The sequence below is a fragment of the Muricoccus harenae genome, from assembly GCF_009848505.1.
GTDB lineage: Bacteria > Pseudomonadota > Alphaproteobacteria > Acetobacterales > Acetobacteraceae > Roseomonas > Roseomonas harenae.
In genome coordinates this window covers 1-24,482 of record NZ_WWDL01000017.1, presented here as the reverse complement: position 1 = coordinate 24,482, position 24,482 = coordinate 1, and the positions used below count along the sequence as shown (strand labels likewise).

The window sequence follows — 24,482 nt, the reverse complement described above, 5'->3', positions numbered from 1 at the left end:
CCTCCTGGGACACCAGGCCGGCGGAGCGACGGGCCGCGCCCGCCCTGCGATCCGGCCGAATGGTAATAGCAGCCCGGCTGCGCGCTGGCCACCGCGCCGCTGCTGGTCAAGCAGCGCGGATGATGCGCGGCGCGGAGGTCCCTGGGCGCGCATAGATGGCGCCGAGGGCGGCGACGAATTCCTCGCGCCCGATCACGTCCCGCAGGCTGGCGGAAAGCCGCGCATGGGTCTCGGGAACCGGGGCCTGCAGCAGCGCGCGCGTCAGGTCCGGCACCGATCCCGCCCGCACATGCAGCCCGTCGACACCGTCCTGCACCTTCTCCGCCATGCCGCCGATGCCAGAGACAATGAGCGGCGTGCCGGCGCGGCGCGCCTCCTGGATCACCACGGGCGAATTTTCCCACCAGACGGAGGGCATCACCACCCAGCCGGCCGAGGCCATCAGCGGCAGCACGTCATGCGAGTCGTAGCGCGCTGCGAAGATCAGCCGGTCGGCGCCCGCGGCGACGGGCTTCTCCAGAGCGGGGAAGAAGCGCAGCGCCTCCTCCGCCGTGGTGCCATGGATGACAAGACTCAGCACCGGCTTCTCGCGCAGCGCCGTAGCGAAGGCGGGAACGAGGGTGTCGAGCCCCTTGAACTCGGTGGGCTGGCCGAAGAATGCGAAATGCCCGGCGAGGCCCTCGCTGTCACGGCTTTGCCGGGGCACCGCCAGCAGGTCGTCGCCGAGATAGTTCTCCAGCACCGTCGCACGGTCGGGCGAAAGGCCCCAGGCGCGGTAGCGCTCGGCAATGAAATGGCTTGGATAGACGAAATGGTGGAAGTGCCGCAGGCCGGCCAGCATCATCGCCTTGCGCAGCCGCAGCCGCTCCAGAGTCTGGTCCGGAAAGCAGGTAAGGCAGCGCTGCGCCGTCTCCTTCCTGCACAGTTCGCGGGAGCGGGTGCGGATCATCTGTCCGTGGTGGCTGCAGATGGCGAGCATCTCATGCGCCGTCAGCACCAGCCGCGCATCCGGCCGGGCCTCCGCCAGCTCCGCAATCAGGTCCAGCCCAATGCGCCACTAATGGTGGAAGTGGTACACATCGGCCTTCAAACCGACGAGCAGGCGCAACAGGGCACGCCGCTCCTCCGGGTTGCGCCACCAGAGCCGGTCCTCCTCCATGCCGTTGACGGTGAAGAGATATTCCCTCTCCCCGTAGCCGGCGACCGTCTCGCCGCGATCCGCGGGGGACTGGCCGTTCGGCAGTTCGATGGCCGCAACGAAACTGGCCTCCCAGCCCTCCCCGGCCAGGGTCTGGAACTGGCGATAGGCCGACATCTCCCCGCCGCCCTTGGAGAAGTCGGGATGGGCATGGGAGACGATACAGACGGAAGGGCCGCTCATCGGCGTGCCTCCGTGCCCGCCACCATGTCCCATAGCCCGCGCAGATGTTCCGCGACGAGGCCGCCGATGGCGTCCGGGCGCTGGCCCGGCAGCGGCAGGGCCCCCGGATCGGCGCCCGACATGATGGCGGCGACGCGGCGTAGCGTTGCTTCCATCCCGCCCGTGCCCGCCGCCTCGTGCAGGCTGGACAGGATCGGCATCCGGTCGGCGGGCAGCGCGTGCCCGGCCACCCGTGCCATGCTGCCCTCGATCGCGATGTCGACCAGGGCTGGCGTATCGATCGGGGTGACCGAGGCAGCACCGGCCGAGGCCGCTGCCAGCGCGCCCTCGGCCTCCTCCTCAACCAGCACCTCGACGCGTCCCCGCCGCAGCAGCGCCGCGGCTGCGCGGCCGGCGGCGGCGCCGCTGATCACGATGCGCCGAAACTGCGCCTCCATCTGCGGCGCGAGGAGGGCGAGGAGGCGGGCGGCATAGTCGTCATGCAGGCCGAAGAGCAGCGCCGTCCCGCCAGCCGGCTCCGTGCGGCCGCCAAACCCTGGATCCCGAGGGCCCGCCAGCGGGAGTCCCAGCCCGGAGAGCCGCCCGCGCAGCCGGTCGCTCCGGTCCCGCAGCACTTCGCGCACCCATCCATGCAGCACCCCAGCGTCGCTGCCGGGCAACTCGATTCTCTCCAGGGTGAGGGTCCTAAGGAAGGCGGGCAGCGCCACCGCCTCCGCCTCGGCCCGGAACCACCAGGCTTGGTCACCACGCCGAAGCTGCACCACCAGCTCCACCGTCGCACATGGCGGAAGTGCGAGCTGGCCGCACAGGGCAAAGCCGGTCCCGAGCGGCGCGGACCTCTCCTGCGCAAGCGGCGCGACCATGGGCGGGGCATCGCCCAGCCGGACCAGGGCGCAGGCAGTCACCTCCGACGCTTCGCCAGGCGCGCCGAAATCGCCGGAGATCGCCACCTCGCCGTCGCCGGTGCAGGCGATGGAGAGACGGCGGAAGGCCAGGGAGGGACCGGGAGCGCCGGTGTAGCGCGGCAACCGGTCAAGCCAGCCGCCGAACAGGCCCAGGGGCACATCCCCGGCCGACAGGGCCCGGATCCGCGCAGGATCCCGCGCGGCGGCCTGCAGGAACTGGAAGTTGGCCGCGGGGTCGCGGCCGAGGATCGCAGCCTCCGGCTCCGCCGGCGGGCCATAGGCGAGCAGATCGAGGGCGACCTCCGCTCCTCCGGCGTCGACCACCAGCAGGCGGCCGGCCGCGCCGGGCGGGATGTCATGGATCAGGGTGAAGCCGGAGACCGCGGTCCCCCGGGGCGCGTGGATATCCGTGCGGGGATGGAGCGCGAGCAGGATTGTCGAGACCCGCGTGCCCCCGCTCTTCTCCACATGCAGGAGCGGCGTCTGGCCCGCAGGGTGCCGGACCCAGCCGAACACCGCCCCCTGGTCCGGACCGATGTCGCCCGCGCAGTCGATCTCCGCCTGCAGGGCCTGTCCGAGCTCGAAATACATAAGCTGCCGAATTCTCGCGGCGGGCCCTTCGTTACGGTCCGCCCCATGCCGCCGGCGCGCCTCTGGGGCGCCGCCCTGCCCGGCCCGCCTTGACCGCGCTACCTTCCCCCCCCTCTATGCTGCCCCCCGACCCGAATGCCAGGACGAATGCACTGCCTCGTCATATCGCCGACGCCCACGCATCCGCAGGATGCCGGAAACCGTCAGCGCATCCACACCCTCCTCGCCGCACTTCGTGGCTTCGGGCATCGCGTGGACTTTGCCTTCATCCAGCGCGAGGCGGTCCCGGAGGAGGCGCTAGAGGCGATGCGCGCCGCCTGGAACCGGCTCTACCTCATCCCTATGATCGGACGCAGGAAGCGCCGAGCCTCGGCGAAACCTTCGCCATCGACGACTGGTTCCCGCCCGATCTCGAGGACGCCATTGCCGCTCTCGCGGCGGAGAAGCGCTACGACCTCGTGCTGGTGGAATATGTCTTCCTCAGCCGGGCGCTGGAACTGTCCCCCCCCCGGCACACTGCGGGTGCTCGACACACATGACGTGTTCGCGGATCGCCATCTGCGGCTGAAGGCCCTGGGCCTGCCGGTGGGCTTCTTCCACACGACGCCCGAGCAGGAGGGACGTGGGCTGGACCGCGCCGACCTCGTGCTGGCGATCCAGGACGACGAGCGCCAGGTGCTGGAGGAGGCGACGACTAGCCCCGTCGTAACCCTCGGCTTCATGCCGGCCGTGGAGCCGATGCCAGTCGCCCCGCATGAGGGCCTGCGGATGGGCTAGCTGGGCAGCGGCAACCCGCTGAACGGCCATGCTCTGGGCCATTTCATCGCGGCGCTGGATACGGAGGCCCTCGCTGAGGCTGGCGCCGTGCTGCATGTCGCGGACGGCGCCACGCGCTACGCCGGGCCGGCACGGCCGGGGATCGTCCCGGTCGGCGTCGGGGAGCCGAAGGATTTCTACCTGGCGCTGGACTTGGGCGTGAACCCGCATGAGGGCGGCACCGGGCTGAAGATCAAGACGGTGGAGGCGCTGGCTCATGGCCGCCCGGTTATCGGCACGGCCGAGGCCTTCCGCGGCCTTGGCGCCCATGCCGCCTTCCATGCCGCGCCGGACGCGGTGGCCACCGCCGCCCTGGCGCAGCGTTGCGCGGCGGAGCCGCGCTTCCGGCAGGAGGTGGCGCGGGAAAGCGCGTCCCTCGCCGCGCGCTATGCCCGCACGGTGCGCCGCCAGTTCGCCCCCTTCCGCTTCCGGGAGGCGCTGGAGCGGCTGATCGCACGGCCCCGCGCGTTGCTGGTGACGGACATCCCCTTCTGGCGCGAGAGCCTGGGCAACCAGGCAAGGATCGCCGCCATGCTGCGGGTGGCGCGCGGCGAGATGGATGTGGACGTGCTGTTCCTCGGCAAGGCCGGTCCGGCGGATGATGCCGCGGCCAGCCGCATCCTTGGGCGACGTGGGCGGCTGCTCGCTTCCATGGGCGGTCCAGGAGGCCGTGTCGCAGGCCTGGTTCCGCCCCATGCACGGCTGACCTCCTTCGAACGGCAGCATTTGATGCCGCCCATTTCGTGGCCTATGAGGCGCTGCTGGCGGAGGCTTCCTACGAGGCCGTGGTGATCGAGTACATCCGCCTTTCCTACCTGCGCCACGCCCGCCCTGCCCCGCCGCTGCGCGTGCTGGACACGCATGACGTCATGTCGCTGCGGTCGCGGAACTTCGAGCATTTCGGGCGCGAGCACTTCCTCCGAATCAGCCTCCTGGAGGAGCTCGGAATAATGGATGGCTTGGAGCAGGTTCTCGCCATTCAGGAGACGGAACACGCGCTGCTGCGGGACGCCCTGCCCGGCCGTTCACTGCTCCTGCCGCATACCTTGCCGGACCTCACCCCGGCCGACACCACGCGCGCCGTGCGCCGCATCGTCTTCGTCGGCGGCGACAGCCCGATGAACCGGGACGGGCTGCGCTGGTTCCTGGCGCAGGTCTGGCTCGCCGTCGGCGACCTGGGCGCGGAACTGCACATTGCAGGCCGGGTCTGTGATGCCGTCACCATCCCCTCGGGCTCGGGCGTCCGGCTGCATGGGGAGGTGGAGGATCTGGCCGGCTTCCTCGACGCCGCAGATGTCGGAATCAATCCCGTGTTCTACGGCGGCGGGGTGAAGATCAAGACAGTGGAATATCTCTGCCGCGGCCTTCTCTCCGTGCTCACCGAGGAGGGCGCCTACGGCCTCCATGGCGGAGAGGGTCAGGCCTATCTGGTCGCGAGGTCCCGCGCCGAGTATGTCGCCCATCTGGGCCGGCTGATCCGGGACCCGCACTGGCGCCGCCGGATCGGCGAGGGCGCCTTCCGCTTTGGGCGTTCCCGCTTCGGCCAGCCGGCCGCGCAGGCCGCCCTCCGGCATCTCGCCGACATCGCCCGCAACGCCAGCGCCGCCGCCATGGCGCCGCGTGCCGCCAGACCAGCTGGAGCGTTCCATGCCCCTCGAGACCCCCAGCGACGGACTGGACCTCACCGCCATGCGCGAGGCGGACGAAGCCTTGGATGCCGCCGCCGCCCGGATCGGCAGCATGGCATTGCGCGAGCGCATGGGGAGCGAGCTGTCCCAGCTGCCCCCGTCCATGCGGGGAGCGATGGAACGTCTGATTGACGAGGTCGGGCGCATCGAGGCCCGGGCCGAGGCTGCCTGGCAGGCCGCGACCGAGACCCGCCGCAGCCGGGGTGACTGGCTGCAGATCGATCCGCTCCGCCAGATGCCGGGCGACCGCGGCGCGCCGCCGCCCCTGCCTGCCGCGCGCCACGAGGTGAAGGCGGCCGATCCCGACTTCACCGGCTTCGGCTGGCACCCGGCCGAGCGGCACGGCGACCAGAGCTGGCGCTGGAGCGGGCTTGCGCCGGCCGCCTCCATCATCGTGCCCGATCTCGGCCTCGGCGCCGTGGCGCTCGAACTGGACCTCCTCTTTCCCTTCGACGAGCCGTCCCAGCTGGATACGGTGAGCATCCTGGCGGATGGGGAGCCGCTGCGCCTCACCCCAGTGTGGGTGGATGGCAGCCGCGCAACCCTCGCCGCGCTCTGGGAAGGGCACGAGGTGGCGGGCGTCAATCTGGGGCTCGTCATCCTCGGGCCGAGCATCGGCGACCCGCGCGGCCGCGACCCGCGCCGGCTGGGCGTGGGCGTGCGGCGCGTGGTGGCGGAGCGGATCGGCGGCCGAAGCCTGTAATCTCCGGCTCTAGATCGCCGGGCGCCGCTCGGGCCGCGCGATCGCCACCTGGTAGTCCGTGGTCAGCTCGTTGTAGCCCCAGAAGTTCTTCAGCGAGGTCCGCAGCGCATTCGGCGCCCGGCGGAAGCGCTGCCCGTCAGGGCGCGTGACCGAAACCAGCGGCGCGAGGATGCGGCGCCAGAAATCCGCATCGCCCCATTCATCCACGATGCTGAGATGCTGGCCCGGCACTGCATCGGACCGCCGCTCGGGAAGGTCGAAGGGCGAATCGTAGAGGGTTCGCGTCTCCAGCCCGAAATACCGCGCCTCGGTCAGCACCGAGGAACTGACCCCCACCACGCGTCGGATCCCCTTCGAGGCCATCAGTGCATAGACGTTCTCATAGGTGAGGTTCATCTTCCGCAGCGAGATGCCGGTGGACAGCAGGCCGAAGTCGCTATGCGCATAAGGATGCGGCTTGAAGGTCACGCCTCCATCGCCTACAGCTTCGCGCAGCGCCGGCCCGAAGTCGGACAGGTCCACCACCCGCCCTCCGCGCACCAGTGCGCGGTCGATCCGCGTCTGCCCCACCACCAAGTTCTCGCCGCGCGGACGCAGCTCCGGCCTGAACTTCAACGCCGTGGCAGCGAGCAACCCCGCGGGGCCGAGAAATGCGCCGCTGTCCGTATGGTCGGGCAGCATTGCCTAACACGGCCGCGTCATTCGTCTGCACCGCGAAGAAGATGTCCTGGAGGAAGCGGACCGGATGGACGCTGAAATCGATGAAGGGAATCCCGAGCAGGCTGAGGATGCGCTTCATCGCTTCCGCAAGCTCGAAGCCCACCACCACCGCATCGGCGAAGGCGCGCTCCAGCGCCACCACCACGCCGTCGGGCGCGAAGCCGGCGTCGAAGATCGCGGCCCAGCCGCGCCAGCTCTTCTCTGCGCCCCAGAGTTCGTAGACGCGTTCCGTGTCGATGCCCTCGCCCCATGTCACGGCACTGACGGGGCAGCGTGTCGCCGCCGCGACCTGGGCACGCACGAGGCGGTGGAACCAGCGGATGTTCTCGGTCTGCGCCGGGCGGAATACAGTCTCGCCCGGGCGGAGCACGTCGCCGGTGAAAACGATCCGCTTCAGGCCGCAACCTCCGCGACAGGGCCGAGATAGCCCTTCGGGTGCCGCGCCCGCCAAGCATAGGCGGTGCCCACGATGTCATCCAGCGCGCCAAGACGCGGTGTCCAGCCCGTCTCCCGCCGCAGCAGGTCGTTGGAAGCGACCAGCACAGCCGGATCCCCTTCTCGCCTCGGGCCCAGGACATGTGGCACCGGGCGCCCGGCCGCGCGTTCCACCGCCGCGATCACCTCGAGCACTGAGGCGCCGGTGCCGCTGCCGACATTGTAGCGGCAGGAGGGGCCGTCCTTCAGCCGGTCCAGCACGCGCAGATGCGCATCCGCCAGGTCGGCCACATGCACGTAGTCGCGGATCGCGGTGCCGTCGGGCGTCTCGTAATCGGTGCCGAAGACGGTCAGCGGCGGACCGAGGCCGAGCACGGCGTTGATCGCGTTCGGAATCAGATGCGTCTCGGGATTGTGGTCCTCGCCCAGCCGTCCGCCCGGATCAGCTCCGGCGGCGTTGAAGTAGCGCAGCGCGGCAGAGCGGAGCCCGAGAGCGCGATCAGCCCATTCCAGTCCACGCTCGGCCATCAGCTTGGACTCGCCATAGGCCGAGACGGGGTCCTTGCGCTCCTCCTCGTCGATGGGAATGCGCTGCGGCAGGCCGAACAGGGCGGCCGTGGAGGAGAGGACGAAGCGCATCACCCCCGCCTTCACCGCTTCCTCGGCGAGCCAGAGGGTGTTGCCGACATTCTCCGCGATATAGCGCAGCGGCTCGCGCATGCTCTCGCCGACCAGGGAAAGGGCCGCGAAATGCAGGATGCCGTCGAAGCGCCAGCCGGCGAGCACCTCGCGGACCATCGCGCGGTCCGAAAGGTCGCCGACGACAAGCTTTGCCCCCGGCTGCACCGCGGCGCGATGGCCTTGGCGCAGATTGTCGAACACCACCACATCATCGCCGCGGTCGAGCAGGGCAAGGACCACATGGCTGCCGACATAGCCGGCTCCGCCCGTTACAAGGTATCGTCCCATCCGTGCTCCCAGCTGTCCAAGTCGGGTCCCCCTTTGTAGAGGGGGGGTCGCCCGCATCATAGGGTGCTTGGCGAGGGGTGTTCTTAACCTGTGACGATCCTGCGGATGCGGCGGCTGCTGGTGCTGTTGCCTGGTGACCGCTTCGGCGGCGCCGAAGCCCATACTCTGCGGCTCTGCGCCGCGGCCGAGGCGGCGGGGGTGGCGGTGACGGTGGCGGCCGGCACGGCCCTGTACCCGCTCGTGGCGGCGCCCGGCCGGAGCGTGCGGGACCTGCCGGTCACCTGGCGGCGCGGGCTGGTGGAGACAGCGCGCGAGGCCCAGGCGGGCGCGACCCGGACGGCTCTCTCGGCTGCACGGCCGGATGCGGCGCTACTCCCCCTGCCCTGGCCGGACCGGGGCGGCGGGGCGATGCAGGCGCTGGCGGAGGCCGGCATCCCGGCCCTGATCGTCGCCCATCTCGCCCCACATGGGGCGGAGCGCCCGCCCGGGCTGGACGAGCAGGCCCTGGCGGCCGCGGCGGCGATCCGGGCCGACTGGGTGGCTGCCTCAGCCCCCACGGCGGAGCGGTTCGCGCGCTATCTGAACCTGCCTCCCGGCCGCGTGGCCACCATACCCAATGGTGTCGATCCGCGGCCCGCACTGGATCGGGACACGGCGCGCCAAGACCTGCGGACCCGGCTCGGCCTTTCCAGGGAGACGCCGGTGGCGCTCTTCCTTGGGCGGCTCGACGAGGCCAAGGGCGCAGACCGCCTGCCCCTCCTGGCCGAAGCCTTCGCCCGGCGGTCCAACGGAGTGATCACAAGCGCGGGCACCGGCTCACTCGCTGAGATGCTGCGGAACGCGGCGCCGGACGGGCATCCGCTGCGGCTGCTCGGGCGTCATTCGCGGCCGGCGGAGCTGCTGGCGGCGGTGGATGCGCTCCTCCTGCCCTCGCGGCTGGAGGGGGCGCCGCTCGCCTTCCTCGAGGCCGCATCCTGGGGGCTGCCAGTGGTGGCCAGCCCGGAGGCGCTGGAGGCGCTCGGCCCGGCGGCCGGTTCCCTGGTGCGGGGCGATGATGCGGCAGAGATGGCCGATGCCCTGGCGGAGGCGGTGGGGGGCGGCCATGCGGTCCTGGCGCGGGTGGAATTCGCCCTGCGCCTCGCGGCGTCGGGCACGGCAGAGGACATGGCCGCGCGCTACCTCGCCAGGCTCAGACGGCTGCTGGCACCTCCGCTTGGCGGGTTCGGGGTCGGGTGAGATACTGCGGCCCTCCATATCGACCAGGGATCGGGGGACGGATCGTCGGATGCAGGCGCCGACGGGGCTGAAACAGGATGCAACCGACCAGTGGCGTGGCGCCGAGCTCCCTCCCGAGATCGTGGTGGTCATCCCCAGCCATCGCCAGCCCGCCCTTCTGGCCGAGGCGGTCGAATCCGTCCTTGCGCAGCGCGGGCGCCGCCGCATTGCCGCGCTGGTGGTGGACGACGGCTGCCCCATGCCGGAAACCCGGGAGACAGCGCTTCGCCTCGCCCGCGGGAACCCCGGAAGACAGCGCTTCGCCTCGCCCGCGGGAACCCCGGGCAGGTGCACCTGCTGCGGCGTGCGAATGGGGGGCTTTCCGCCGCCCGCAACACCGGCATCGACTTCGCCCTGCGCGCCTGGCCCTTCTGCCGCGCCGTGTTCCTGCTGGACTCGGACAACCGGCTGGGTCCCTGGCTGATCGACCGCGCCGCCGAGCTGCTGGAGGAATCCGGGCGGGAGACAGGTTGGATCTACCCGGACTTCGACTTCTTCGGCATTCCAGAGCACGCCTCCGCGGCCGGGGAGCACAGCCTGTTCCTGCACCTCCTGGAGAATACGAGCGACGCCGGTAGCCTCATCTCCCGCGCGGTGTTCGAGGCTGGGATCCGCTTCGATGAAACGATGCGCCACGGCTTCGAGGATTGGGACTTCTGGCTGCGCGCTGCCGGCGCCGGTTTTCGCGGACGTCACCTCCCCATGGCCGGCTTCGGATACCGGCGCCGGGCCGGCGGCATGCGGCTGGAAGCGGAGCGACGCCGGGCGGCGATCCTCTCCGGCATGCGGGACCGGCTCCGGCCGCCGCTGGACCCGCGCCGGCTCCTGGCGCTGGAGGCGGCCGAGGTGCCGCGCTTCCTTCTGCACCGATCCGGCGGAACGTTGGCGGAACCGGTGGTGGACCCGCTCCGCCCGGCGCGCCCGCCCTTGCCACGCGCCGCGGCGCGCCGGCTGCTGGTGGAGGCCAGCCGGCATCCGCAGGCGGTGCATGCGCCGCCCTTCCACGTCTTTGCCTCCGACACAGCGCTGGAGGCGCTGCGGGCCGGCAAGCTGCTGCACAACATGCTCTGGCAGTCCGAGATCCTGCTGCGCCACACGGATGCCGTGGCCGTGACGCTCTCGGCGGGGATCGGGGAAACCCTTGCGCTCGAAAGAGGTGGCGGGCCCATCCCGGGCGAAGCCGTCCTCCTCGTCCTGCGGGGCGCCGCATGGCAGGAGGAGGCCGCGGTCGGCTCAGCCTTCGAGGCCGTGACGCGGCGCGCGGCCACCCTTCGCGTCACCCTGCCCGCTGGAATCTCCCATGCCGCACCGCCCGTGCTGGAGGAGGCGAAGGCTGAATATGCGTCCCTGGCGGAGGCCTTCGCCACGCGGCACCCCGACCATGGCGAATGGCGCGGCGACTGGCGCCGCCCCCGGGCAAGGGCCCATGACGGATACCAGGAGCTGATCGGCGCGGGCGCGGTGTTGCCCTGGCAGGCACCTGCCGAGGGCCGCGACATCGGGTTGATGGTCCCGATCTTCGAGCAGGGCGGGGTGGAGCGGGTGCTGGCGAATTACGCCCGGGTCCTGCGCCGCCGGGGCTGGCGGCCGCATCTCTTCGTGACCGGCGCGGACCGCGCGCAGCTGCCGCCCGACGCCGTTGCCGCCTTCGAGACGGTGCAGTTCCCCCAGCCCGGCGGAATCGAGGGGCAGGACCCACTGGCCGCCCATCTGGGCGCTCCGCTGCCAGGCGTCGCGGAGACGCGCGACGCGCTGGGGCAGGCCGCGCCGATGCGGGCGGTGCTGGCGACGCATTCCCAGGGCGCCCATGCCATCGCGGGCGCGCTCCGCAGCCTCGGGACCTTTGTCGTGGCCGGGCTGCATCTGGTGGAGCGGGATGCGTCCGGCGCGCCGCTGGGTCATCCCCATGCGGTGCTGGCGCAGGAGTCCACCTATGATGCGGTCGCCGTTGTCTCCGAAGGTTTGCGCGACTGGTGCATTGCCCAGGGGCTGCCGGAATCAAAGGTGTTCGTGATACCGAATGGCCCCGGCCATGCGACGGCGCCGGGGGCGGCTGAGGCCGCGATCGCCGACCGGGCGCGGCGCAGCGGGCCGCTGCGCGCGCTGTTCCTTGGCCGGCTGGATCCGCAAAAGGGATTAGACCGGCTGCGCGACATCGTGGTGCTGACGCCCGGGACCCAATGGCGCGCCGCCGGCCGCGCGGTGTTGGGAGGGGGTCTGGGGGACATCCCGGGCCTTTCAATCGAGCCGCCGCCCAGGGACCCCGCCGCGCTGGATGCGCTTCTCGCCTGGGCGGACGTGCTCGTACTGCCCTCGCGCTTCGAGGGATCGCCCCTCACCAATCTTGGAGGCGCAGCGCATGGGCTGCGTGCCGGTGGCGACCCGGACGGGGGCGGTGCACGAGATGGTGTCGGACGGGGCCGACGGCTTCCTGATCCCGACCCAGCTCGACCCGGCGGTCGCCTCGGGCTTCGCCGAGCGCCTTGCCGCTCTTTCGGCGGACCGCGCGGCACTGCGGGCGGCCGCCCGCGCCGCCGCCACACACGCCGTCGCCCTCCCTGGCTGGGAGCGGCACATGACGGCCCTCCTGGACCGACTGGACAAGGTTCCTTCTCCGTGACCCTGCGCGCCGACCCCGTCCATCTTTCCGACTGGCCGGCGGTGGTCCAATGCTGCTGGTGGCCGAGGGGGTGATGGACCCTTCGCCCCTCGCCTCCCCGGCGCTGGAGGTCTGGCTCGCCTCCAGCCGCGGCGGTGCGATCCTGCTCCATCCGGCCGGAACCCGTGCGCCGGAGCCGGCCGCCTCGGTGGCGCTGGAGACGCCGCCCATGGGCATGATCGCCCTGGTTGCCACCGAAAGGCTGCGCGTCCTGCCCATCACGCGCTGGTGGACCGAGGTATCCGGCCTGCCTGCGCCGCCCTTCCTGCTGGCCGCAACGGGCCAGGCCGCCCTGGCCGGGTTGGTCCCGATCCTGGCGGGGGAGATGAGCGCCACCCAGGCACGCGAGGCCACCGCGGGACGGGCGCTGGTGGCAGCACGGCAGGAGTTGGAGGAAACGCGGGAGGCCATGGCCGGTGTGTCCCGTGTCATGGCGCATCGTCCGCCGGTCGCGCCACGCCTCGTCCTCTCGGGCGAGATCGGGAATGGCTCGCCGGTGACGGGCACGGCGCGGCATATCCTCGGGACCGGTCTCGCCGCACTGGCCGCGCTGGCTGTGCATGTCACCGGCCCCGGCCAGGGCGGCGGACAGCTGCACTTCCGGCTACGGGGTGGCGAGACGGACCGCGTGGCCGGCGCCTGGGCGGGGCCTGCAGCCGCGCTCGCCACGGGTTGGCTGACGCTCGACCTGCCCACCCCGACCGGCCCGCTACGGGAGACGGCCGTGCTCGAAATCCTGCCTGAGGGCAGCGGCCTGCCCGGGCTGTCGCGCGATACGCGCTGGGCCGGCGCCTCCGGCGACCACCCGCTGGCGCTGCGGGCTTAAGCCGGGGAGCCCGGGGACCGATACCTCGCGCCCGCCTTCTGGGCGCCGGGGGATGTCGGGCTCGCACCGCCTCGCATGGTTCCGCTTGCCCTGCCCTCCGCGACCTGGGCGGCGGCACGGCCCCTGGCGGGCCAGATGGATCTGGTGGCACTGGGCGAGGAGTCCCCTCGACCGCTGCTGCGCGCCCATGCGGGAGAGCAGGCGGTTCTGATGCTGCCCGGATTGCACGGCCCAGGGCTGGACCGAGTACGGATCGCCTTCGCCGAGCCGACCGGGTCCGGCGCTGTGGTTTCGGCCTGGCTTTACCCGGCCGATCATGCGCCGTCCGACCTGGCTGCGCTGGAGCAGCGTGGCGGCGCGGCGGCGGAGACGGGCTGGCGCGTACTTCCGGAGGACGGGGGCGAGCTGACCCTCCCCCTGGCACCGCTTCCGGACGGGCAGGGTTGCCTCGTGATCGGCTTACGCGCGGGTCCCGAGGAGGCCGCCGTCGAGGTGGTGTCCCTCAGGCTATCGGCCGATCGGCATGACATTGGCATCACGTCACCGACTGGAAGGGCAGCCACGCCACGGCCGGCACAGCCGGCCGTGCTTCCCTTTCCACCGCGAGCCCGTGCCGCCGGAGCCGAGCGCTCCGATTCGAGTTGCCGCCGCAGGCGGTGCGACGCGCGAGGCCCTTCCGCCGATGGTTCCGACCTCCGCCACGGACCCAACCGTCTCTCCACCTGCGAGCGCCGCACCGGACCTTGGGGTGCCGCCCGACACGACAGATCAGACCGTAAAGCGGGTGATTGCGGCCCAGGAATCTGCCCCGCCAGCGCCGGCAACCCCAAAGGGCCCCACCCCGGCGACCCCGCGTTACGCGCCACCAAACCTTGCGGTGCCGCCGCCACCCGGCGCGCCGGCCGCGAAGGCGTCGGAGCCGATGCAGCGACCACCCACCGGCGTGGCGGCGAAGCGACCCTCGGCGTCGCCCGCCCCCGCGGCCTTGCGGAAGCCGCGCCCCGCGGCGCGCTATGAGGCGGTGCGCCTGCACCAGTATCTGCCAGGCGAGTCCTACCGCCACCTCGAGCTGACCGTGGCCAGCCTCGCCGCCGGTCCGGCACGCTGGGCGGCGCTGCGGCTAAAGCTGGCGAGCAAGGATGGCGAGCCGCGGCTGGAGTTCCGGCAGGCGCCTGGCTGGCCGCATATGTTTCGGGACTGGCTGGGCCGGGCCAGCGACAAGTTCGGCCCGTTCCTGCGGATCACCCTACCGGAGCTGCAGGAGTTCCTTGCGTCGATCACCGACGAACGCGACGCCGCGATGATGCAGGCGCTGATTTCCGTGCTGCCTCGCCTGGCCGAGGACGCATGCCGGCAGGCTGGCCTCTCCGTCGCGGAAACCGGCGAATGGATCGCCACGGCGAAGCTTCTGCTGGATGAGGCAGGCCGCCCCGTGGCACCCGAGGCGGCCGGCCCGGGCGCATGAACTGGCAGCCCCGACCAGGCCGGGGCGGCCAGCGGCGGCTCAGACCCGCTCGATGATCATGGCGATACCTTGGCCGACGCCGATGCACATGGTGCAGAGCGCATAGCGGCCGCCGCGCCGGTGCAGCTCATGCACCGCCGTCTGCACCAGGCGTGCGCCGCTCATCCCCAGTGGATGGCCAAGAGCGATGGCGCCGCCATTCGGGTTCACATGCTCGGCATCGTCGGGCAGGCCGAGGTCGCGCGTCACGGCCAGCGCCTGGGCGGCGAAGGCTTCGTTCAGCTCGATCACATCCATGTCCGAGAGCTTGAGCCCCGCCTTCTCCAGCACCTTGCGCGCAGCCGGGGCCGGGCCGAAGCCCATGATGCGGGGCGGCACGCCGGCGGTTGCACTGGCCACCACGCGGGCGCGCGGCGTCAGGCCCTGGCGCTTCGCCATCGCCTCGTCAGCCAGAAGGATCGAGCAGGCGCCGTCATTCACACCCGAAGCATTGCCGGCGGTCACGCTGCCGCCTTCCTTGCGGAAGGGCGTGCCGAGCTTCGCCAGCGCCTCAGCGGTGGTGTCGGGACGAAGGTGCTCGTCCTGGGAGAAGACCACCGGGTCGCCCTTGCGGCGCGGGATGGTGACGGGAACGATCTCCTCGGCGAAGCGGCCAGCCTTCTGGGCGGCGCCGGCGCGTTGCTGGCTGCGCAGGGCGAAGGCATCCTGGTCCGCGCGGTTCACCTGGAAGTCCTGCGCGACGTTCTCGGCGGTCTCGGGCATGGAATCGACGCCATGCTTCGACTTCATCAGCGGGTTCACGAAGCGCCAGCCAATGGTGGTGTCATAGATCTCGGCGGAGCGGCTGAAGGCCTCGGTCGCCTTGCCCTGGACGAAGGGCGCGCGAGTCATGCTCTCGACGCCGCCGGCAATCATGAAGCTCGCCTCCCCCGCCTTGATGGCGCGGGCGGCGATGCCCACCGCGTCCATGCCGGAGCCGCAGAGGCGGTTCACCGTGCTGCCGCCGATCGTGTCCGGCAGGCCGGCCAGCAGGAGCGCCATGCGGGCGACGTTGCGGTTGTCCTCGCCCGCCTGGTTGGCGCAGCCGAAGATCACGTCGTCCACCGCGGCCCAGTCCACGCCCTCGTTCCGCGCCATCAGCGCCTTCAGGGGGACGGCGCCGAGGTCGTCCGCGCGCACGGCGGCGAGCCCGCCGGCATAGCGTCCGATCGCGGTGCGGGCGGCGTCGCAAATGAAGGCTTCGGCCATGGCGTCCTCCGGTGATTGGCGTCTGGCGTCAGGAAGCTCATCCGGGCCGCTCTGCCAAGGGGGTGCGCGATCAGGCATTCGGGTGCAGCTCCGCCCCGGGCCGCTGGACAAGCCCCGCGGGGAGGTAGCTGATCGAGCCCGCGGGAGCTGGGCGGAGGTTTTGGGCTCTCGACAACCGCATGGGCGAAATGGTCGCAGGCCCTGGGGCGTGGACCGAGGGGTCAGCCGTCCTGCAGAACTGCGCGGGCAAGTTCGGTGCTCTCGTCGGTAGCGCGGAGATGCAGGGTGAGGCCGGTGCCGGCGAGCTTCCTCGCCTCCATCTCCAGTGCGGCGCGCAGGCGCGCCACGGCAGCCTCCGGAACGGCCACGGCCCAGCTTCCGGGCTGCTCCTCCCGCACCGGATCGGGGAGCACGGCGGCACGGGCCTCGCTTGCCAGGATCGCCTCCACTCGCCGCGCGACCATGGCACGTCGGGCGGCGCGTGCGGGACTGGAGGAGGCGCCGCCCGCAAGCCCACGGTCCCGTGCGCGAAGCCAGGCGGCATGGCGGGGCGCATCCTCCTGCAATTCCAGCCCGACCTCGCGGCACCCAGCCAGGACGCGCAGAGCGGCGGTCAACCGGGCCTCCCGCGCCATCAGCCAGGACCGGACCTCCGCGAGGCCGCCGAAGCCCAGGGGCTGGGGCAGCCGCAATGCGGCCGCCGGAAGCCGGCGCCGCATCCGTCCCGCCATTAGCCCGGTGAGGCGCCCCGCGCTGACTGAGGGCAGACCCGGAACCGCGCGCGAGGCCACGCCAAGGAGAAGGAAGGGCGAGTCGCTTTCCATTGGCCAAGGATGCAGGCAATCAGATGAACGTCAGGTTGATGCCCGGCTTTCCACAAGAGATGACAGCCCTTCCACAAACCGGTCATCAGATTGTAGTCTATCTGCAACACGGGGCGCGTAATCCCCGGGCCACCGCTCCGCCAGGGGCTCCATATGAGGGAAGGATTCACCCACACATGCGGCGACGCCAACTTGCCGCCGGCGCAATCGCGCTGGCCAGCCTCTTCGCCATGCCCTTCACGGCCCGCGCCCAGCAGCCGATTGAGATCCAATTCTGGCACGGGCTGAACCAGCCGCTAGGCGGGATGCTCGAGCAGCTGGCAACCGACTTCAACGGCAGCCAAGCGGCGTACAAGGTCGTGCCGTCCTTCCGCGGCAGCTATTCCGAGACCGCCGTTGCTGCCATCGCAGCATTCCGCGCGAACACGGCGCCCCACATCCTGCAGATGTTCGAGGTCGGCACGGGCACGATGATGTCCGCCGGGCGCGCGGTGAAGCCGCTGCACGAAATCATCGCCGAAAGCGGCGTCGCCATCGATCCACGCGACTTCATCGGCCCCGTCGCCGGCTATTATGCCGCCGCCGATGGGAAGATGATGGCGCTGCCCTTCAACAGCAGCACCGCCATCACTTTCTACAACAAGGACATGTTCCAGCGCGCTGGGCTGGCCCCCAACGCCTTCCCTGCCACCTGGCAGGGCGTGGAGGAAGCGGCGCGCAAGCTGAAGGCGGCCGGCATCGCCTGCCCCATGACCACCTCCTGGCCGAGCTGGTTGATGGTAGAGCAGCTGCTCGCCATCCATGACGTGCCACTCGCCAGCCGCTCCAACGGCTTCGAGGGGCTGAATGCCGAGCTGAACCTGACCAACCCGCTGCTTGTCCGCCATCTGACGAACCTGGTGAACTGGCAGAAGGAAGGGCTCTTCCGCTACGCTGGCCGCGATTCCGCGGCCGATCCAGTGTTCCCCACCGGCGAATGCGCCATCACCTTCGCTTCCTCGGGCCTGCGCGCGCGGATCTCACGCGAGGCGCGCTTCCAGTGGGGCGCCGCGATGCTTCCCTATTACGAGGGCGTGGAAGGCGCACCGCGCAACTCCATCATCGGCGGCGCGGCCTTCTGGGCCATGCAGCGCGGCCCGAACACCCGCCGCACGCCGGAGGAGCTAAGGGGAGTGGCGGAGTTCTACCGCTACATCACCAGCCCGCCGGTCATGGCGAAGTGGCACCAGGACACCGGCTACGTCCCAGTGACCCGCTCGGCCTATGAGGCGAGCAAGCAAGCCGGCTACTACCAGCAGAATCCGGGTGCGGACATTCCGATCGAGCAGATGCTGCGCGGCGGCGATCCCACCCCGAACAGCCGCGGCATCCGCCTCGGCGGCTTCATCGAGATCCGCAACATCATCCAGGAAGAGATGGAGCGGGCCTTCCAGGGCCAGGTGACGCCGGAACAGGCGCTCGCCAGCATGAACACCCGCGGCAACCAGGTGCTGCGGAATTTCGAGCGCACCAACCGCAACAACTGACAGGATGGCACCCGGCGGGACTAACCCGCCGGGTCTCACGAAGGGCGCCATGCAGAAAAAGGTTATCTTCAAGGGCAGGCTGCTGCCACTTGCCCTGCTGGCGCCACAGCTGGCGGTCACCTTCGTGTTCTTCTTCTGGCCGGCGGGGCAGGCAATCTACCAGTCGCTGCTGCGGGAGGACGCCTTCGGCTTCTCCCGCGAATTCGTCGGGCTGGAGAACTTCCAGGAAGTGCTGTCCGACCCCAGCTGGGTGAACGCCGCGCTGAACAGCCTCGTCTTCTCCGGCTGCGTGGCCGGGCTGGCGCTCGGCCTCGCCCTGTTCCTGGCGGTGCAGGCGGATAAGTCGCTGCGTGGCGCCACTGTCTATCGTAGTCTGCTGATCTGGCCTTATGCCGTGGCGCCGGCCGTCGCGGCGGTGCTGTGGCTTTTCCTCTTCCAGCCAAATGTGGGGCTTCTTGGGCGCGGGCTGAATGCCATAGGCATCGCCTGGGACTACCGGCTGAACGGCAACCAGGCGATGATCCTGGTGATCATCGCGGCGGCGTGGAAGCAGCTTGCCTATAACTTCATCTTCTTCCTCGCGGGGCTGCAGTCCATTCCCGCCAGCGTGCTCGAGGCTGCCGCCATCGACGGCGCGCGCCCGGCGCGCCGCTTCTGGACCATCATTTTCCCCCTGCTCTCCCCGACCACCTTCTTCCTGCTGGTGGTAAACCTGACCTACGCCTTCTTCGAGACCTTCGGCATCATCCACGCCCTCACCAGCGGCGGCCCGGCCAAGGCGACGGAGACGCTGATCTACAAGGTTTATGTCGATGGCGTGCAGAACCTGAACCTCGGCTCCTCCTCGGCGCAGAGTGTCATCCTGATGATCCTCGTGATCGGGCTGACGGCCATTCAGTTCCGCGCGGTCGAGAAGAAGGTGCATTACTGATGTCCAGCACCACCCTCCCCGCCACCGCCCGGGTGCCGGCCGTGCGGGACGATGCGCTGTTGCGCGCCACGCGCCGGCGCCTGCTGATATCCAGGATCATTGCCCATGGTGCGCTGATCCTGGGCGTGCTGATCGTGGCCTTCCCCATCTGGATGACCCTGGTGGGCTCGACGCATGACGCGGCCACCATCGGGCGCGGAGACGTGCCACTCCTGCCCGGTCTGCATGCCACCGAGAACTACGCGACCGCCTGGAACGAGGGCGGCGGGCGGACCCGCACCACCCCGGCCTCCATCATGCTGTGGAACAGCCTTCTGATGGCCGTGCTGATCGCGGTGGGAAAGATCGCGATCTCCATCCTTTCGGCCTATGCGGTGGTGTTCTTCAGCTTTCCCGGGCGGATGGCCGCCTTCTGGGCCATCTTCATCACGTTGATGCTGCCGGTGGAGGTGCGGATCATCCCGACCTTCCAGGTCATCGTCGATCTCAACCTAGGCAACACCTGGGCGGGGCTCGTGATTCCCCTGATCGCCTCGGCGACCGCCACGCTGCTCTTCCGCCAGTTCTTCCTGACCATCCCCGACGAGTTCGTGGAGGCGGCGAAGATCGACGGCGCGGGGCCGCTTCGCTTCCTCAAGGACGTCGTGCTGCCGCTGTCCCTGACGAATATCGCGGCACTCTTCGTCATCCTCTTCATTTATGGCTGGAACCAGTATCTCTGGCCGCTGCTCATCATCAACGACCGCTCGATGGAGACAATCGTGGTAGGGCTGTCGAAGATGATCGGGAGCGGCGACTCCCAGAACGAATGGAACACCATCATGGCCACCGCCGTGCTGGCCCTGCTGCCGCCTGTGCTCGTGGTGGCGCTGATGCAGCGCTGGTTCGTCCGTGGCCTGACCGAGACCGAGAAGTAGATCCATGGCCACTCTTTCCCTCCGCGACGTGCGGAAGTCCTTCGGGGCTACCCAGGTGCTCCACGGCATCGAACTGGATGTCGCCGATGGCGAGTTGGTGGTGATCGTCGGCGCTTCCGGCTGCGGCAAGTCCACCCTGCTGCGGATCGTGGCCGGGCTGGAAACCGCAACTTCCGGCCAGGTGGTCATCAACGGGCGCGACGTGACCGAACTCGAGCCCGCCGACCGCGACATCGCCATGGTGTTCCAGAACTACGCCCTCTACCCGCATATGTCGGTCTTCGGGAACATGGCCTACGGGCTGAAGATACGCGGCATGGGCAAGGCCGAGATCGAGAAGCGCGTGAAGGCCGCGGCTGAGATCCTCGGCATTGGCCCGTTGCTGGACCGCAAGCCGAAGCAGCTCTCGGGCGGCCAGCGGCAGCGCGTCGCCATGGGCCGGGCCATCGTGCGCGAGCCGGCGCTGTTCCTCTTCGACGAGCCGCTCTCCAATCTCGATGCCAAGCTGCGCGTGCAGATGCGTGCCGAGATCCGGCGGCTGCAGCGGCGTCTGGGCGTCACCTCCCTGTTCGTGACCCATGACCAGGTGGAGGCGATGACGCTTGGCGACCGGCTGGTGGTGATGAATGCAGGACGTGCCGCCCAGGTGGCGCCACCTATGGAGATCTTCGAGCGGCCCGCCGACACCTATGTCGCCGGCTTCATCGGCAGCCCCGCCATGAACTTCATTCCCGCCACGCTGGACCAGGGCAACGCCTCCGCCCGCCTCAGCGACGGCACGCTGATCCGTTTCGCCGATGGCCCCCGCCCTGGCGAAGCCGGCATGCCCCTCACGCTCGGGCTGCGGCCGGAGCATGTCGAGACGGGCGACGGACCCGATTCGCTCCCGCTGGCGGTGGAGCTGATCGAGCCGCTGGGCTCGGAGACGGTGGTACATGGGCGCGCGGCCAGCGGGATGGCGGTCACGGCCCGGCTGCAGGGGGCCTTCTCCGGCGAGTCCCTGCCCGTTCGCCTGACGCCGACGCATCTGCATGTGTTCGATGCCGAAACGGGACGCCGGCTGGAGCCCTGATCCGGCCCTTTCCCCTTTCGGGCGGGGCCCCTCCCCGGCTACCCATCTCCGTGATGGATGCTTGGCCCGACGAGACCCCGCCCCTCTCCGCTCTGCGGGACAATGCTGCGCGGCTCTGGCATGCAGAGCGGCCCGAAGAGGCCGCACGCCACTATGCCGAGCTGGCGGAACGCTCCTCCGAGCCATTCCAGGCGCTCCTGTGGCGTGGCCATGCGCTGCGTGCCGCAGGAACGCTCGAGGCGGCGCTGGAGGCCTATGCCGGGGCGGCAGCGGAATCCCCGGCAGAATCCGCGCCGCAGACCCATCGCGGCCATACGCTCTGGCTGCTGGGCAGGCGGGAGGAAGCGGCGCGCGCCTATTCCATGGCGCTGACGCTCCAGACCGGCGAGGACGCCCTGCGGGAGGCGGAGGACGGGCTCCGCCGCCTGGAGGAGGCGGGCGCCGCCCCGCCCGCACCGCCACTGCCGCCCCGCCCGGCCGAAAGTGTCGTGGCAACTTCTCTTTCCCCTTCCCAGGCGCCCGCCCCGGCCGTGCCCGTGCTGGCGCAGCCGCCGTCGGCGCTTCGTCGGCCGAGCATGCTGGCGCCACCTCCCCGCCCTCGCATGGCAATGCTGCGTGCCGGCAGTGCGGTCGGCACGCGGGGAGGCAGCACCTCGGCCGGGGCCATTGCCTTCGACATCACCGACCTGCTGCTGCATTTCGGTCATCGCCGGACCCTCACCAGCATCCAGCGCGTGCAAGCGAGCATCGTGGGTGCCGCGCTGCGCTCGGGGACCGAGGCGTCCTATGTCGCCTTCGATGCGGCGCGGGCCGCCTGGCGGACCGTTCCGGCTGACCGGCTCGCATCCCTTCTGGCCCTGGCCGGCGCAGGCGCGAGCACCGAGGACCCGGATTGGATCGCCGCCCGCGACGCGGTGACCGAGGGGATTGCCGCCGCGCCCATCCATGCCTTCGCCGAGGGCGCCATGCTCGTGAATCTCGGCAATTCCTGGGGCATCGCCGGCTATTTCCGAGGGCTGCGCGCGGCCCAGAGGGCCAGCGGCCTGCGCTACGTGCCCTTCCTGCATGACTGCGTGCCGCTGGTCATGCCCGAGCACTGCGTGCGGACGCTGGTGCAGGACTATGTGCGCTGGTTCGCCGGCATGGCCGTCCATGCGCATGGGGTGCTCTGCAACTCCGAATGCACCCGGGCGGATGGGCAGCGCTTCCTCGATGCACTGATTCCGGGGCTCGACCTGCCGATGGAGGTGGTGCGGCTCGACGGAGACCCGCGCGGCCAGGCAGCGCCCGATCCGGCGGCGCTGGAGGGCACTGGCGCACCCCGCCCGCCCGAATCCTACATCCTGTTCGTCGCGACGATCGAAAGCCGCAAGGACCACCTTACGGTCTTCCGCGCCTGGCTTTCCCTCGTGCGGCGGCATGGCACGGGGCGCATCCCACGCCTCGTCTGCGTCGGTGCGGCCGGCTGGCATGCCGAGGCGGCGATGAACCTGCTGCAGGGCAGCCCGGACCTGTCCCGCCAGGTGGTGATGCTGCACGATGTCTCGGATGGGGGTCTGGCGGCGCTGTACCGGGACTGCCTCTTCACGATCTACAATTCCCATTACGAGGGATGGGGCCTTCCGGTGACGGAAAGCCTCGCCTGGGGGAAGGTGCCGGTCGTGCCACGCCATTCCGCGCTGCTGGAGTCGGCAGAGGACGCCGCCGTCTTCGTCGAGCCGCGGAGCGAGCCTGACATGGTGGCGGCGGTGGAGCGGCTACTCTTCGTGCCGGGGGCGCTGACGGAGGCCGAGCGGGTGGTCGCCGGCCGCGCCAATCGCCGACGCTGGGAGGCCGTGCAGGCGCAGGTCCTCTCGGCGGTGGAGCGCTTCGGCAGCGTTCCGGTTACGCCGCCGGCGGAGCGGCTGGCCCTGCCCCTTGGGATGCGCGTCTCGATGCGGCGGACGGATGCCATGCTGCCGGACCGCGCCATGGCGCTTTCGGAGGTGGTCCGCGAGGGCGCCGGATGGGCGCCGGCCGAGGATTGGGGCGCCCCCTGTCCAGGGGCCCCGCCCGGTTGCGCCTGCCGATCCCGCCCGCAACCGTAGGCCTCCTGCGCCTGCACCTGGAGTTGCGTTCGGCGGCCGGAAGCAGCCTCCACCTGGCGCTCTTCGCGGATTCGCTGCCGGCCGGGGCTGCCGCCATCCCCCATCCGCCGGCGGGGGACTATGCCACTGCCATGCCGGTCGTGGTGGTGGAGGGGACGCGCTTCCTGGAGCTGGAGCTGGATGGCCCGGCCGGCACCGGGCTGCGGGGCCTGATGCTCTGCCGCGACGACGACCTGCTGGCACGGCTCGACTTCCTGGAGACCCAGCGCTTTCCGCAGCCGGTCCTCTGAGGGCGCTGCGCAAATCGCAACCAGAGATTGTTGGAGTGTTAACGGCCCGGCCTGGGAGGCTGGGCCATGCGCATCGCCGCCTTTCCCGCCAAGGCTCGCCCCGCCCGCCGGTTAAGGGATGATTTACGTCTTTCGGGCATCATCCTGCGCATGATCAGCACCAACTCCCTGGCTGCGTTCACGCAGGATGTCGCCCGCGCCACCGGGATCGGTCCGGTGCAGCCGGTCCGATCCACCGGCGCACCTGTTGGTCAGGCCAGTCCCGCGCAGCGCCTGCTGGAAGCGGTGCCGCCTGCCCCCAGCTCGCCCATGCCCCGCGGCTCGCTGCTGGACCTCCGCGTCTAGGTTCCACCTGCCGAAAACTCTTGTTACGGCAGATTGCCGTCGCCATTCTCCGGTGATGGCCGGGCATTTCGTGCAGATGCGCCAGGAAGGCGATGACCGCGACCGGCTGACCTGCCCGGACTGCGGCTTCATTGCCTATGAGAATCCCAAGGTCGTGGTGGGCTCCGTCGTCGCCGTGGGCGATGGCGTGCTGCTGTGCCGGCGCGCGATCGAGCCGCGCGCGGGCTTTTGGACGCTCCCGGCCGGCTACCTCGAAATGCATGAGACGGTCGACGAGGGCGCGCAGCGCGAGGCCTGGGAAGAAGCGCAGGCGCGGATCGCGCTGGACGGCATCCTCGCGGTCTATTCCATCGCCCGGCTCGGACAGGTGCAGGTGCTGTTCCGCGCCCGGCTTGCCGAACCCAGCTTCGCGGCTGGTCCCGAGAGCCTCGAGGTTCGCGTTTTCTCCTGGGATGAAATCCCCTGGGGCGAAATTGCCTTCCCCACCGTCCGATGGGCGTTGAACGCCTGGCGCAAGGGCGGCGGCTTTCCCGGCCCGGCCCTACTCAATCCGCCCGAGGATGTGCGGGGTACGCGCCCCCTCCCCGGGCCTGTCCTGGCGGGAGATGCCGGATGATCGCGACACTTGCCCTATCCGCCCTTCTCATGGGAACGCCGGTTCCCCTGGCGGGTACGGCGGGGCAGGCCACCCTCCATCTCGTGCAGGAGACCGCGGCGGTGCCGGACCGCCCGCGCCGCCCGGCGCGGCGTCGGGCGGCGCGCCGCCGCACCGCGCCGCCTGCCGCCGAAGCGCCGCCCCTGCCGCCGCC

The 24,482-nt window shown here is 70.6% G+C and carries 24 protein-coding genes and 2 pseudogenes; 19 read left to right on the top strand and 7 right to left on the bottom strand.

Annotated features, from left to right (window positions below; genetic code table 11):
- Positions 1-106 precede the first annotated feature (106 nt).
- Genes GSE44_RS13405 through GSE44_RS13395 form a run of 3 tightly spaced genes read right to left on the bottom strand, consistent with a single transcriptional unit; the run spans position 107 to position 2,877 of the window.
- Positions 107-997, bottom strand: a complete 891-nt coding sequence (locus tag GSE44_RS13405) for a glycosyltransferase (protein WP_159349343.1) — start codon at positions 995-997, stop codon at positions 107-109.
- A 60-nt stretch (positions 998-1,057) separates the two neighbouring features.
- The gene (locus GSE44_RS13400) at positions 1,058-1,381 is read right to left on the bottom strand and encodes a glycosyltransferase family protein (protein WP_159349342.1); all 324 of its coding nucleotides are present in this window, start codon (positions 1,379-1,381) and stop codon (positions 1,058-1,060) included.
- The gene (locus GSE44_RS13395; protein ID WP_159349341.1) at positions 1,378-2,877 is read right to left on the bottom strand and encodes a hypothetical protein; all 1,500 of its coding nucleotides are present in this window, start codon (positions 2,875-2,877) and stop codon (positions 1,378-1,380) included. The genes GSE44_RS13400 and GSE44_RS13395 overlap by 4 nt, the downstream gene beginning before the upstream one ends.
- A 522-nt stretch (positions 2,878-3,399) precedes the next feature.
- Here GSE44_RS13395 and GSE44_RS13390 point away from each other — a divergent pair.
- From GSE44_RS13390 to GSE44_RS13375, 4 genes are all read left to right on the top strand, one after another.
- Positions 3,400-3,654 (top strand): hypothetical protein, encoded by a 255-nt coding sequence (locus GSE44_RS13390; RefSeq protein ID WP_159349340.1) that lies wholly within the window; start codon positions 3,400-3,402, stop codon positions 3,652-3,654.
- 87 nt (positions 3,655-3,741) lie between these two features.
- Positions 3,742-4,485, top strand: coding sequence for a glycosyltransferase family protein (locus tag GSE44_RS13385; protein ID WP_159349339.1), 744 nt, complete (start codon positions 3,742-3,744; stop codon positions 4,483-4,485).
- A complete protein-coding gene (locus GSE44_RS13380; RefSeq protein WP_159349338.1) occupies positions 4,437-5,513 on the top strand; it encodes a glycosyltransferase family 4 protein in 1,077 nt (358 codons plus the stop codon). The genes GSE44_RS13385 and GSE44_RS13380 overlap by 49 nt, the downstream gene beginning before the upstream one ends.
- The gene (locus tag GSE44_RS13375; protein WP_159349337.1) at positions 5,497-6,084 is read left to right on the top strand and encodes a hypothetical protein; all 588 of its coding nucleotides are present in this window, start codon (positions 5,497-5,499) and stop codon (positions 6,082-6,084) included. Before GSE44_RS13380 ends, GSE44_RS13375 begins: the two co-directional genes overlap by 17 nt.
- Before the next feature lie 9 nt (positions 6,085-6,093).
- Here GSE44_RS13375 and GSE44_RS13370 read toward each other — a convergent pair whose 3' ends face one another.
- Positions 6,094-6,765, bottom strand: a complete 672-nt coding sequence (locus GSE44_RS13370) for a hypothetical protein (RefSeq protein WP_159349336.1) — start codon at positions 6,763-6,765, stop codon at positions 6,094-6,096.
- 64 nt (positions 6,766-6,829) lie between these two features.
- Here GSE44_RS13370 and GSE44_RS13365 point away from each other — a divergent pair, with 64 nt between their 5' ends.
- On the top strand, positions 6,830-7,231 hold the full coding sequence (locus GSE44_RS13365) for a hypothetical protein (protein WP_159349335.1): 402 nt from the start codon (positions 6,830-6,832) through the stop codon (positions 7,229-7,231).
- Here GSE44_RS13365 and galE read toward each other — a convergent pair.
- Entirely contained in the window at positions 7,198-8,208 is a 1,011-nt protein-coding gene (galE, locus tag GSE44_RS13360) for a UDP-glucose 4-epimerase GalE (protein ID WP_159349334.1), read from the bottom strand. The two genes, GSE44_RS13365 and galE, sit on opposite strands and share 34 nt — an antisense overlap.
- A 90-nt stretch (positions 8,209-8,298) precedes the next feature.
- On the opposite strand from galE, the gene GSE44_RS13355 reads away from it, so the two are divergent.
- The 5 genes and pseudogenes from GSE44_RS13355 (at position 8,299) to GSE44_RS13335 (ending at position 14,433) form a co-directional block, all read left to right on the top strand.
- Complete coding sequence (locus tag GSE44_RS13355) at positions 8,299-9,444, top strand: glycosyltransferase family 4 protein (RefSeq protein ID WP_159349333.1); 1,146 nt, start codon at positions 8,299-8,301, stop codon at positions 9,442-9,444.
- Positions 9,445-10,110: 666 nt separating this feature from the next.
- Positions 10,111-11,496, top strand: a pseudogene (locus GSE44_RS26490) (glycosyltransferase); the annotation flags it as partial.
- Between the two features lie 262 nt (positions 11,497-11,758).
- Positions 11,759-12,103, top strand: a complete 345-nt coding sequence (locus GSE44_RS26485) for a glycosyltransferase (RefSeq protein WP_408015107.1) — start codon at positions 11,759-11,761, stop codon at positions 12,101-12,103.
- A gap of 49 nt (positions 12,104-12,152) precedes the next feature.
- Positions 12,153-13,985, top strand: a pseudogene (locus GSE44_RS25705) (DUF6212 domain-containing protein).
- A complete protein-coding gene (locus GSE44_RS13335) occupies positions 13,891-14,433 on the top strand; it encodes a hypothetical protein (protein ID WP_159349329.1) in 543 nt (180 codons plus the stop codon). Before GSE44_RS25705 ends, GSE44_RS13335 begins: the two are co-directional and overlap by 95 nt.
- 39 nt (positions 14,434-14,472) lie before the next feature.
- Here GSE44_RS13335 and pcaF read toward each other — a convergent pair whose 3' ends face one another.
- A complete protein-coding gene (gene pcaF / locus GSE44_RS13330) occupies positions 14,473-15,681 on the bottom strand; it encodes a 3-oxoadipyl-CoA thiolase (protein ID WP_159349328.1) in 1,209 nt (402 codons plus the stop codon).
- Between the two features lie 221 nt (positions 15,682-15,902).
- Positions 15,903-16,400 carry a GvpL/GvpF family gas vesicle protein gene (locus tag GSE44_RS13325; protein ID WP_159349327.1) on the bottom strand — a complete coding sequence of 166 codons (498 nt, stop codon included), beginning with the start codon at positions 16,398-16,400 and terminating at the stop codon, positions 15,903-15,905.
- 281 nt (positions 16,401-16,681) lie between these two features.
- Between GSE44_RS13325 and ugpB the strand changes: the two genes are divergently transcribed.
- From ugpB to GSE44_RS13275, 9 genes are all read left to right on the top strand, one after another.
- Positions 16,682-18,031, top strand: coding sequence for a sn-glycerol-3-phosphate ABC transporter substrate-binding protein UgpB (gene ugpB / locus GSE44_RS13320; RefSeq protein WP_159349326.1), 1,350 nt, complete (start codon positions 16,682-16,684; stop codon positions 18,029-18,031).
- 49 nt (positions 18,032-18,080) lie between these two features.
- A complete protein-coding gene (gene ugpA / locus GSE44_RS13315) occupies positions 18,081-18,962 on the top strand; it encodes a sn-glycerol-3-phosphate ABC transporter permease UgpA (RefSeq protein ID WP_159349325.1) in 882 nt (293 codons plus the stop codon).
- Entirely contained in the window at positions 18,962-19,879 is a 918-nt protein-coding gene (ugpE, locus tag GSE44_RS13310) for a sn-glycerol-3-phosphate ABC transporter permease UgpE (RefSeq protein ID WP_159349324.1), read from the top strand. Before ugpA ends, ugpE begins: the two co-directional genes overlap by 1 nt.
- 4 nt (positions 19,880-19,883) lie before the next feature.
- A complete protein-coding gene (ugpC, locus tag GSE44_RS13305; protein WP_159349323.1) occupies positions 19,884-20,951 on the top strand; it encodes a sn-glycerol-3-phosphate ABC transporter ATP-binding protein UgpC in 1,068 nt (355 codons plus the stop codon).
- A 53-nt stretch (positions 20,952-21,004) separates the two neighbouring features.
- Positions 21,005-23,038 carry a glycosyltransferase gene (locus tag GSE44_RS26250; protein WP_201306063.1) on the top strand — a complete coding sequence of 678 codons (2,034 nt, stop codon included), beginning with the start codon at positions 21,005-21,007 and terminating at the stop codon, positions 23,036-23,038.
- Positions 23,008-23,328 carry a hypothetical protein gene (locus GSE44_RS13290; RefSeq protein ID WP_159349320.1) on the top strand — a complete coding sequence of 107 codons (321 nt, stop codon included), beginning with the start codon at positions 23,008-23,010 and terminating at the stop codon, positions 23,326-23,328. The genes GSE44_RS26250 and GSE44_RS13290 overlap by 31 nt, the downstream gene beginning before the upstream one ends.
- A gap of 66 nt (positions 23,329-23,394) precedes the next feature.
- On the top strand, positions 23,395-23,673 hold the full coding sequence (locus tag GSE44_RS13285; RefSeq protein WP_159349319.1) for a hypothetical protein: 279 nt from the start codon (positions 23,395-23,397) through the stop codon (positions 23,671-23,673).
- Between the two features lie 76 nt (positions 23,674-23,749).
- Complete coding sequence (locus GSE44_RS13280; protein ID WP_235924796.1) at positions 23,750-24,289, top strand: NUDIX hydrolase; 540 nt, start codon at positions 23,750-23,752, stop codon at positions 24,287-24,289.
- A partial coding sequence (locus GSE44_RS13275; protein ID WP_201306062.1) for a hypothetical protein occupies positions 24,286-24,482 on the top strand: 197 nt, incomplete at its 3' end. The genes GSE44_RS13280 and GSE44_RS13275, both read left to right, overlap by 4 nt.